An 8,865-nucleotide genomic window follows, 5' to 3' on the forward strand; every position below is an offset into this window, starting at 1 on the left:
CTGTACCTCGTTCCTCGAGATTATTCCTCGATTTTACCGCCTGCAGCTTCGATTGCAGCTTTAGCGCCTTTAGTCACACGTAGACCTTTAACAGTCACTGCTTTGTTGATTTCACCAGAAAGAACAACTTTTACAAATTCGATGTTCTTAGTGATGATGTTAGCAGCTTTAAGACTGTTTAGATCAACTACGTCACCAGAAACTTTCGCTAGCTCAGCTAGACGAACTTCAGCAGACACTAGGCTCTTACGAGAAGTGAAACCGAATTTTGGTAGACGTTGTTTCAGAGGCATCTGACCGCCTTCGAAACCTGGACGAACACTGCCGCCAGAACGTGATTTTTGACCTTTGTGACCACGGCCACCAGTTTTACCTAGGCCTGAACCGATACCACGACCTACTCGCTTCGCAGAAGTTTTCGCGCCAGCAGCCGGTGCTAGAGTATTCAAACGCATTCTGATTACTCCTCAACTTTAACCATGTAGTAAACCTTGTTGATCATACCGCGAATACACGGAGTATCTTCAAGTTCTACTGTGTGGTTGATTTTACGAAGACCTAGACCGCGCAAAGTAGCTTTGTGCTTTGGCAGACGACCAATTGAGCTTTTAGTTTGAGTTACTTTAATAGTTGCCATGGTGTTCTTACTCCGAAATAGATTCAACAGTTAGACCACGTTTAGCAGCAACCATTTCTGGTGACTTCATGCTACCTAGTGCATCGATCGTTGCACGAACGATGTTGATAGGGTTCGTAGAACCGTACGCTTTAGATAGTACGTTGTGTACACCAGCAACTTCTAGTACTGCACGCATCGCACCACCTGCGATAACACCAGTACCTTCTGCAGCAGGCTGCATGTAAACTTTAGAGCCCGAATGGCGACCTTTCACTGGGTGGTGAAGAGTGCCTTCGTTTAGAGCGATCGTAGTCATGTTACGACGCGCTTTTTCCATTGCTTTTTGAATCGCTGCAGGTACTTCACGAGCTTTGCCGTAACCGAAACCTACACGACCGTTACCGTCACCAACTACTGTTAGTGCAGTGAAGCTCATGATTCGACCACCTTTAACCGTTTTAGAAACACGGTTAACTGCGATTAGCTTTTCTTGCAAATCATTCGCTTGAACTTGTTGTTCTTTAGCCATCTTCCAACCCTACCTTAGAATTTCAGACCAGCTTCGCGAGCAGATTCTGCTAGCGCCGCTACTCGACCGTGGTATTGGAAACCAGAACGATCAAATGCAACTGCAGTTACGCCCTTCTCTAGAGCGCGCTCAGCAATAGCTTTACCCACTGCTTTAGCTGCATCAACGTTACCAGTGTATTTCACTTGCTCACGGATCGCTTTTTCTACAGTAGAAGCTGCTGCGATAACCTCAGAGCCGTTAGCCGCGATAACCTGTGCGTACACGTGACGAGGAGTACGGTGTACAACTAGGCGAGTCGCACCCAGTTCTGCAATCTTACGACGTGCACGTGTAGCACGACGGATGCGAGATGCTTTCTTATCCATAGTGTTACCTTACTTCTTCTTAGCTTCTTTAGTACGCACATTTTCATCTGCGTAACGAACACCTTTGCCTTTGTATGGCTCAGGCTCACGGTAAGAACGAATGTCAGCCGCAACTTGACCAACTAGTTGCTTGTCAGCACCAGTGATCACGATTTCAGTTTGGCTTGGACATTCAGCTTTAATACCCGCTGGCAACTCGTGCTCAACTGGGTGTGAGAAGCCTAGTGTTAGACCTACAGCGTTGCCTTTGATAGCAGCACGGTAACCTACACCTTTAAGAGTTAGCTTCTTAGTAAAGCCTTCAGTAACACCAACAACCATGTTGTTAACTAGAGCGCGAGCAGTACCTGCTTGAGCCCATGCGTTAGCAACACCTTCTTTAGGACCGAAAGTCAGGTTATTTTCTTCCTGAGCGATTACAACTGCGTTGTTAAGAACGCGAGTTAGTTCGCCTTTCGCACCTTTTACAGTGATTTCTTGGCCGTTTAGTTTCACCTCTACGCCAGCTGGAATAGCGACAGGTGCTTTTGCAACACGAGACATAGTCTACTCCTTATTAAGCTACGTAAGCGATGATTTCACCACCAAGACCTGCTTTACGTGCAGCGCGGTCTGACATAAGACCCTTGGAAGTAGAAACGATAGCAATACCAAGACCACCCATTACAGAAGGAAGTTCATCTTTCTTCTTGTAAACACGTAGACCTGGACGAGAAACACGTTTAAGTTGCTCGATTACTGGTTTAGCTTGGAAGTACTTAAGTGTAACTTCTAGCTCAGGTTTTGCTTCGCCTTCAACAGCGAAGTCAACGATGTAACCTTCAGCTTTTAGTAGTGCAGCAATTGCAACTTTAAGCTTTGAAGAAGGCATTTTTACAGCAACTTTGTTTGCTGCCTGACCGTTACGAACGCGGGTCAGCATATCCGAAATCGGATCTTGCATGCTCATATGATTTACTCCAAATGATTAAGTGGCAATTACCAGCTAGCCTTACGAAGACCCGGAATCTCGCCTTTCATGCAAGCTTCACGAACCTTAATACGGCTTAGACCGAACTTACGTAGGTAACCGTGTGGACGACCAGTTTGGTTGCAACGGTTGCGCTGACGTGATGCACTTGAATCACGTGGAAGAGATTGCAGTGTAAGAACCGCGTTCCAACGATCTTCTTCAGATGCGTTTACATCGCTGATGATAGCTTTTAGCGCTGCACGCTTTTCAGCGAACTTAGCTACTAGCTTCGCACGTTTTGCTTCACGTGCTTTCATTGAATTTTTAGCCATAACAGTAACCCTTCACCTTACTTACGGAATGGGAAGTTAAAGGCAGCCAGCAGAGCACGGCCTTCCTCATCAGTACCAGCAGACGTCGTAATAGTGATGTCTAGACCGCGTACTCGATCAACTTTATCAAAGTCGATTTCCGGGAAGATGATTTGCTCGCGAACGCCCATGCTGTAGTTACCGCGACCGTCAAAAGACTTAGCGCTAACACCACGGAAGTCACGTACACGTGGAAGAGCGATGTTAATTAAACGCTCAAGAAAATCCCACATACGTTCGCCACGCAAGGTTACTTTACAACCGATAGGGTAGCCTTCACGGATTTTGAAACCTGCAACAGATTTGCGCGCTTTTGTGATAAGTGGCTTTTGACCAGAGATCGTTGCCATATCAGACGCTGCATTTTCTAGCAGTTTCTTATCGTTGATTGCTTCACCAACACCCATGTTTAGGGTGATTTTCTCGATTCTAGGGACTTGCATGACGCTTGTGTAACCGAACTGTTTGGTCAGTTCAGCGACTACAGACGACTTGTAGTAATCATGCAGTTTCGCCATAGTAGAACTCCAAATTACTTCTATTAGTTAGAAACGGTTTCGCCGTTAGACTTGAAGAAACGAACTTTTTTGCCGTCTTCAAAACGGAAACCGATACGGTCAGCTTTACCAGTAGCTGCGTTAAAGATAGCCACGTTAGAAACGTCGATAGCTGCTTCTTGCTCTACGATACCGCCTTGGATACCCATAGCTGGAACAGGTTTCTGATGTTTCTTAACTAGGTTGATACCTTCAACGATAACTTTACCAGTTGCTAGAACCTTAGTTACTTTACCTTTCTTGCCTTTGTCTTTACCAGCAAGAACGATTACTTCGTCATTACGACGGATTTTAGCTGCCATTTCTACGTGCTCCTTACAGAACTTCTGGAGCCAGTGAAACGATCTTCATGAACTTATCGCCACGAAGTTCGCGTGTCACAGGACCAAAGATACGTGTACCGATTGGTTGCTCAGTATTGTCGTTTAGCAATACGCAAGCATTTCGGTCGAAGCGAATGACAGAACCGTCAGGACGACGTACGCCTTTACGGGTGCGCACTACCACCGCCTTCAGAACATCACCTTTTTTAACTTTACCGCGAGGGATTGCTTCCTTCACAGTAACTTTGATGACGTCACCGATATGTGCATAACGGCGGTGAGAGCCACCCAGAACCTTAATACACATTACGCTGCGTGCGCCTGAGTTATCAGCTGCGTCCAGCATACTTTGCATTTGGATCATGTTAGTGCTCCGCTAAATATTAATAACTAGACCCATCACGGGTCGGGCTGCCTCTTTAAAAGGGACGCGAATTGTACCACCCTTTTTTGTGATTGGGTAGTCAAAAAATAAACGGCTCCAAAAATATTTTGGAGCCGCTTTAGTTTCATAGAATTAACGAGATTAAATCTTCGCCTTTTCTAGAACTTTTACCAAAGTCCAAGACTTAGTCTTAGACAGTGGACGACACTCTGCGATTTCAACTGTGTCGCCTAGGCCACACTCGTTGTTCTCGTCATGTGCGTGTACTTTAGTCGTACGTTTTACGTATTTACCGTAGATTGGGTGTTTTACGAAACGTTCGATAGCAACAGTGATAGACTTGTCCATCTTGTCGCTAACAACACGACCTTGTTGAGTACGTTTTACTTCGCTCATTATGCGCCTGCCTTCTCAGTCAAAACAGTTTTCACACGTGCGATATCACGGCGTACAGCTTTCAGAGTATGAGTTTGCTGTAGTTGACCAGTCGCAGCTTGCATGCGCAAGTTGAACTGTTCGCGTAGCAAATTCATTAGCTCAGCGTTAAGCTCTTCAACGCTTTTCTCGCGTAGATCTTGTGCTTTCATCACATCACCTGCTTAGTTACAAATGTAGTTTTGAAAGGCAGTTTACGTGCCGCAAGACGGAACGCTTCACGTGCCAATTCTTCAGGTACACCACCCATTTCGTACATAACCTTACCAGGTTGGATTTGGGCTACCCAGTACTCAACGTTACCTTTACCCTTACCTTGACGAACTTCAAGTGGTTTTTCTGTGATTGGTTTGTCTGGGAACACACGGATCCAGATTTTACCTTGACGCTTAACGTGACGTGTCATTGCACGACGTGCCGCTTCGATTTGACGAGCAGTTAGACGACCACGGCCAACAGCTTTAAGACCGAATTCGCCGAAGCTTACATCAGTACCTTTAGCTAGACCACGGTTACGACCAGTCTGAACCTTACGGAACTTAGTACGTTTAGGTTGTAGCATCTGTCGACTCCTTACTTACGGCCTTTACGCTGCTTCTTAGGCTTGTCGCCTTTAGGCTCTACAGCGTTAGCTGCTGGCATACCACCTAGGATTTCACCTTTGAAGATCCAAGTTTTAATGCCGATCACACCGTATTGAGTGTGAGCCGAAGAAGTTGCGTAATCAATGTCAGCACGTAGAGTGTGTAGAGGCACACGGCCTTCACGGTACCACTCTGAACGTGCGATTTCAGCGCCGCCTAGACGACCGCTTACTTCCACTTTGATACCTTTAGCGCCTAGGCGCATAGCGTTTTGTACTGCGCGCTTCATAGCACGACGGAACATAACACGACGCTCTAGCTGAGACGCGATGCTGTCACCAACAAGTTGCGCATCTAGTTCAGGCTTACGTACTTCAGCGATGTTAATTTGCGCTGGTACACCTGCAATTTTAGCTACAGCTGCGCGTAGCTTCTCAACGTCTTCACCTTTCTTACCGATAACAACGCCTGGACGAGCAGTGTGAATAGTCACACGGATGCTCTTAGCAGGACGCTCGATAACGATACGTGATAGAGACGCTTTTTTCAGTTCACTTGTAAGGAACTGACGTACCTTGAAGTCGCCGTCTAGGTTGTCAGCGAAATCTTTGGTGTTAGCAAACCATGTAGCATTCCAAGGCTTAACGATGCCTAGACGAATACCATTTGGATGTACTTTTTGACCCATTGCTTACTCTCCTAGTCTCTAGCGATCTGCTACAACAACAGTGATGTGGCTTGAACGCTTCAAGATACGATCCGCACGACCTTTAGCACGAGGCATAATACGCTTCATGGTTGGGCCTTCATCTACAAAGATTTTTGCGACATTCAGATCGTCAATATCTGCACCTTCGTTGTGCTCCGCGTTAGCGATAGCAGACTCTAGAACTTTCTTAACTAGTGCAGCAGCTTTTTTGTTGCTGAACGTTAGGATTTCTAGAGCTTGGTCAACAGATTTACCACGGATTAGATCCGCAACTAAGCGAGCTTTCTGAGGCGAAATGCGAGCAAAGTTATGTTTAGCAATTGCTTCCATTATCTACTCCTTAGCGCTTCTTAGCTTTCTTATCCGCAGCGTGACCGCGGTAAGTACGTGTTGGTGCGAATTCACCCAGTTTGTGACCGATCATTTCATCAGTTACAAATACTGGTACGTGCTGACGACCATTATGGACAGCGATGGTCAAACCGATCATCGTAGGGATGATCATTGAACGACGGGACCAAGTCTTAATAGGCTTTTTGTCTCCGCTTTCCACCGCTTTCTCTACCTTCTTCAGCAAGTGTAGGTCAATAAAAGGACCTTTCTTGAGAGAACGTGGCATGGCGATTCCTCTTTATATAGATTACTTGTTACGACGACGTACGATGTACTTGTCAGTGCGTTTGTTCTTACGAGTCTTGAAGCCTTTAGTAGGCATACCCCAAGGAGATACTGGGTGACGACCACCAGAAGTACGACCTTCACCACCACCATGTGGGTGGTCAATCGGGTTCATTACAACACCACGAACCGTTGGACGGATACCGCGATGACGTGATGCACCTGCTTTACCAAGTTCACGTAGCATGTGCTCAGAGTTACCAACTTCACCGATTGTTGCACGGCCTTCAGAAAGAACTTTGCGCATCTCGCCAGAACGTAGACGGATAGTTACGTACGCACCGTCGCGAGCAACGATTTGAGCGTAAGCACCAGCCGAACGAGCTAGCTGACCACCTTTACCAGGCTTAAGTTCAACGTTATGTACTGTTGAACCTACTGGGATATTACGCATTGGTAGAGTGTTACCAGCTTTGATTGGTGCATCAACACCAGACTGAATAACATCACCAGCTACAACACCTTTAGGTGCTAGGATGTAGCGACGCTCACCGTCTTTGTAAAGAACTAGAGCAATGTTTGCGCTACGGTTTGGATCGTATTCAAGACGCTCAACTGTCGCTGGAATACCATCTTTAGTACGTTTGAAGTCAACTACACGGTAGTGGTGCTTGTGACCACCGCCGATGTGACGTACTGTGATACGACCCTTGTTGTTACGACCACCGTTCTTAGAGTTTTTCTCTAGAAGAGGTGCGTATGGCTTGCCCTTGTGTAGGTCAGCGTTAACAACTTTAACAACGTGACGACGACCAGGGGAAGTCGGCTTACATTTAACAATAGCCATTTTTAACTACTCCTGTTATTCCGCGCCGCCAACGAAGTCAAGATCTTGACCTTCTTTCAAAGTAACGTACGCTTTCTTAACGTCGCTGCGGCGACCTTGGCGTAGACCTTGACGTTTGGTCTTACCCTTAGTGATAAGAGTATTTACAGACTTAACTTCAACTTCAAATAGCTTTTCTACAGCTGCTTTGATCTCTTTTTTAGTCGCATCTTTAGCTACTTTGAAAACGATAGTGTTCGCTTTCTCAGCTGCCATAGTTGCTTTTTCAGAGATGTGCGGTGCACGTAGAACTTTTAGGATACGCTCTTCAGTGATCATGCTAGCATTTCCTCTACTTGCTTAACTGCTTCTGCAGTCATTACAACTTTGTCAAACGCGATTAGAGATACTGGATCGATACCAGCAACATCACGTGCGTCAACTTTGTATAGGTTACGAGCAGCTAGGAATAGATTCTCATCTACTTCGCTAGTCACGATTAGAGCGTCAGTTAGCTCAAGCTCTTTAAGCTTAGCAACTAGCTCTTTAGTCTTTGGTGCTTCAACTGAGAAGTTATCAACAACGATTAGACGCTCTTGACGAACAAGCTCAGAAAGAATGCTCTTCATAGCACCACGGTACATTTTTTTGTTTACTTTTTGGCTGTGATCTTGTGGTTTCGCAGCAAAAGTAACACCACCTGTACGCCAGATTGGGCTACGGATTGTACCAGCACGCGCACGGCCAGTACCTTTTTGACGCCATGGCTTAGCGCCACCGCCAGAAACTTCTGAACGTGTTTTTTGAGCACGAGTACCTTGACGAGCACCTGCTGCGTACGCAACAACTACTTGGTGTACAAGAGCTTCGTTAAACTCACGTCCGAAAGTAGTTTCGGAAACAGTTAGTGCATCGGCACCTTTAACCATTAGTTCCATTACTTACTCCTGAGACGTTATGCTTTAACAGCTGGTTTAACGATCACGTTGCCGCCAGTTGCGCCTGGGACTGCACCTTTAATAAGAAGCAGGTTGCGCTCAGCGTCAACACGTACGATCTCTAGGTTTTGAGTCGTTACACGCTCAGCACCCATGTGACCTGCCATTTTCTTGCCTTTAAATACGCGACCTGGAGTCTGACATTGACCGATAGAACCAGGAGCACGGTGAGACAATGAGTTACCGTGAGTCATATCTTGAGTACGGAAGTTCCAACGCTTAACAGCGCCTTGGAAACCTTTACCCTTAGATGTACCAGTAACGTCTACTTTCTTAGTTTCGTTGAATAGTTCAACAGTTAGTTCTGAACCAACTTCGAACTCTTCGCCGTTTTCTAAACGGAATTCCCAAAGACCGCGACCAGCTTCAACGCCAGCTTTAGCAAAGTGACCTGCTTCAGCTTTGTTTACACGGTTAGCTTTCTTAGAACCAGCTGTAACCTGGATTGCTGCGTAGCCGTCAGTTTCAAGAGTTTTCACTTGAGAAACACGGTTAGCTTCAACCTCAACAACTGTTACTGGGATAGAAACGCCTTCTTCAGTAAATACGCGGGTCATGCCCACTTTACGACCGATTAGACCAATCATACTT

Annotated in this window: 20 protein-coding genes; all 20 read right to left on the bottom strand. The window is 46.1% G+C overall.

Annotation, left to right across the window (positions count from 1 at the left end):
• Positions 1–20: 20 nt before the first annotated feature.
• The 20 genes from rplO to rplC all read right to left on the bottom strand — a co-directional run bounded on the left by rplO (position 21) and on the right by rplC (position 8,861).
• Positions 21–455 carry a 50S ribosomal protein L15 gene (gene rplO / locus R8269_RS10720; protein ID WP_005383155.1) on the bottom strand — a complete coding sequence of 145 codons (435 nt, stop codon included), beginning with the start codon at positions 453–455 and terminating at the stop codon, positions 21–23.
• Between the two features lie 5 nt (positions 456–460).
• On the bottom strand, positions 461–637 hold the full coding sequence (rpmD, locus tag R8269_RS10725) for a 50S ribosomal protein L30 (RefSeq protein WP_005379565.1): 177 nt from the start codon (positions 635–637) through the stop codon (positions 461–463).
• 7 nt (positions 638–644) lie between these two features.
• Positions 645–1,148 (bottom strand): 30S ribosomal protein S5, encoded by a 504-nt coding sequence (rpsE, locus tag R8269_RS10730; RefSeq protein ID WP_004745894.1) that lies wholly within the window; start codon positions 1,146–1,148, stop codon positions 645–647.
• Positions 1,149–1,162: 14 nt separating this feature from the next.
• A complete protein-coding gene (gene rplR, locus R8269_RS10735) occupies positions 1,163–1,516 on the bottom strand; it encodes a 50S ribosomal protein L18 (protein ID WP_005379568.1) in 354 nt (117 codons plus the stop codon).
• A 9-nt stretch (positions 1,517–1,525) separates the two neighbouring features.
• Entirely contained in the window at positions 1,526–2,059 is a 534-nt protein-coding gene (gene rplF / locus R8269_RS10740; RefSeq protein ID WP_005379570.1) for a 50S ribosomal protein L6, read from the bottom strand.
• 13 nt (positions 2,060–2,072) lie between these two features.
• Complete coding sequence (gene rpsH / locus R8269_RS10745) at positions 2,073–2,465, bottom strand: 30S ribosomal protein S8 (protein ID WP_005379572.1); 393 nt, start codon at positions 2,463–2,465, stop codon at positions 2,073–2,075.
• Between the two features lie 29 nt (positions 2,466–2,494).
• Positions 2,495–2,800: a 30S ribosomal protein S14 gene (gene rpsN, locus R8269_RS10750; protein ID WP_004410442.1), complete on the bottom strand. Its 306-nt coding sequence runs from the start codon at positions 2,798–2,800 to the stop codon at positions 2,495–2,497.
• Positions 2,801–2,817: 17 nt separating this feature from the next.
• On the bottom strand, positions 2,818–3,357 hold the full coding sequence (rplE, locus tag R8269_RS10755) for a 50S ribosomal protein L5 (protein ID WP_005379573.1): 540 nt from the start codon (positions 3,355–3,357) through the stop codon (positions 2,818–2,820).
• Between the two features lie 23 nt (positions 3,358–3,380).
• Complete coding sequence (gene rplX / locus R8269_RS10760; protein ID WP_005379574.1) at positions 3,381–3,698, bottom strand: 50S ribosomal protein L24; 318 nt, start codon at positions 3,696–3,698, stop codon at positions 3,381–3,383.
• Positions 3,699–3,711: 13 nt separating this feature from the next.
• The gene (gene rplN, locus R8269_RS10765; RefSeq protein WP_004410450.1) at positions 3,712–4,083 is read right to left on the bottom strand and encodes a 50S ribosomal protein L14; all 372 of its coding nucleotides are present in this window, start codon (positions 4,081–4,083) and stop codon (positions 3,712–3,714) included.
• Positions 4,084–4,245: 162 nt separating this feature from the next.
• Complete coding sequence (gene rpsQ / locus R8269_RS10770) at positions 4,246–4,500, bottom strand: 30S ribosomal protein S17 (protein ID WP_005379575.1); 255 nt, start codon at positions 4,498–4,500, stop codon at positions 4,246–4,248.
• Positions 4,500–4,691, bottom strand: coding sequence for a 50S ribosomal protein L29 (gene rpmC / locus R8269_RS10775; protein ID WP_005379576.1), 192 nt, complete (start codon positions 4,689–4,691; stop codon positions 4,500–4,502). Before rpmC ends, rpsQ begins: the two co-directional genes overlap by 1 nt.
• The gene (gene rplP, locus R8269_RS10780) at positions 4,691–5,101 is read right to left on the bottom strand and encodes a 50S ribosomal protein L16 (RefSeq protein ID WP_005379577.1); all 411 of its coding nucleotides are present in this window, start codon (positions 5,099–5,101) and stop codon (positions 4,691–4,693) included. The genes rpmC and rplP overlap by 1 nt, the downstream gene beginning before the upstream one ends.
• Before the next feature lie 11 nt (positions 5,102–5,112).
• Complete coding sequence (gene rpsC, locus R8269_RS10785; protein WP_005383161.1) at positions 5,113–5,811, bottom strand: 30S ribosomal protein S3; 699 nt, start codon at positions 5,809–5,811, stop codon at positions 5,113–5,115.
• An 18-nt stretch (positions 5,812–5,829) separates the two neighbouring features.
• Positions 5,830–6,162: a 50S ribosomal protein L22 gene (gene rplV / locus R8269_RS10790; RefSeq protein WP_005383164.1), complete on the bottom strand. Its 333-nt coding sequence runs from the start codon at positions 6,160–6,162 to the stop codon at positions 5,830–5,832.
• A 10-nt stretch (positions 6,163–6,172) separates the two neighbouring features.
• Entirely contained in the window at positions 6,173–6,451 is a 279-nt protein-coding gene (rpsS, locus tag R8269_RS10795) for a 30S ribosomal protein S19 (protein WP_004394525.1), read from the bottom strand.
• A 21-nt stretch (positions 6,452–6,472) separates the two neighbouring features.
• Complete coding sequence (gene rplB, locus R8269_RS10800; protein ID WP_005383168.1) at positions 6,473–7,297, bottom strand: 50S ribosomal protein L2; 825 nt, start codon at positions 7,295–7,297, stop codon at positions 6,473–6,475.
• Positions 7,298–7,312: 15 nt separating this feature from the next.
• On the bottom strand, positions 7,313–7,615 hold the full coding sequence (gene rplW / locus R8269_RS10805) for a 50S ribosomal protein L23 (protein ID WP_004398471.1): 303 nt from the start codon (positions 7,613–7,615) through the stop codon (positions 7,313–7,315).
• Complete coding sequence (gene rplD, locus R8269_RS10810) at positions 7,612–8,214, bottom strand: 50S ribosomal protein L4 (RefSeq protein ID WP_005379556.1); 603 nt, start codon at positions 8,212–8,214, stop codon at positions 7,612–7,614. The genes rplW and rplD overlap by 4 nt, the downstream gene beginning before the upstream one ends.
• A 17-nt stretch (positions 8,215–8,231) precedes the next feature.
• Positions 8,232–8,861, bottom strand: a complete 630-nt coding sequence (gene rplC, locus R8269_RS10815; protein ID WP_005379555.1) for a 50S ribosomal protein L3 — start codon at positions 8,859–8,861, stop codon at positions 8,232–8,234.
• Positions 8,862–8,865: the final 4 nt, after the last annotated feature.

Source organism: Vibrio sp. Vb0667, assembly GCF_033391095.1.